Genomic DNA, 321 nt, shown 5'->3' with positions numbered 1-321 from the left:
CTTTGCAGCGCGGTGATGCAGAACAGGCACTCATGCAAGCTAAGCATCGCATACAGGGGCAATGGCAGGTCGGCGGTCAGGAACAATTTTACCTGGAAGGACAAATTGCCTACGCCATTCCTAAAGAAGCGCAGGGTATGCACGTCTACTGCTCCACCCAGCATCCGAGTGAAATGCAACATGTCGTCGCGCATGCACTGCATATTCCCTCACACAGTGTGCAGGTGGAATGCCGTCGCATGGGTGGTGGCTTTGGCGGCAAAGAATCCCAGTCAGCCTTGTGGGCAGGTGCAGCTGCACTGAGCGCCTGGCTGCTGCAAC

The 321-nt window shown here is 56.4% G+C and carries 1 protein-coding gene; it reads left to right on the top strand.

The genetic code is table 11. From position 1 onward, the window contains the following. Window positions 1-321, top strand: a 321-nt coding sequence (locus tag KDM89_RS21150) for a molybdopterin cofactor-binding domain-containing protein (protein WP_212689778.1), incomplete at both ends; no start/stop codon positions are given.

The sequence above is a fragment of the Cognatundibacterium luofuense genome, assembly GCF_018139685.1.
GTDB classification, from domain to species: Bacteria; Pseudomonadota; Gammaproteobacteria; order Burkholderiales; family Burkholderiaceae_D; genus Undibacterium; species Undibacterium luofuense.
The sequence above is the reverse complement of the archived record's forward strand: the minus strand, read 5'-3'. Positions and strand labels throughout refer to the sequence as shown.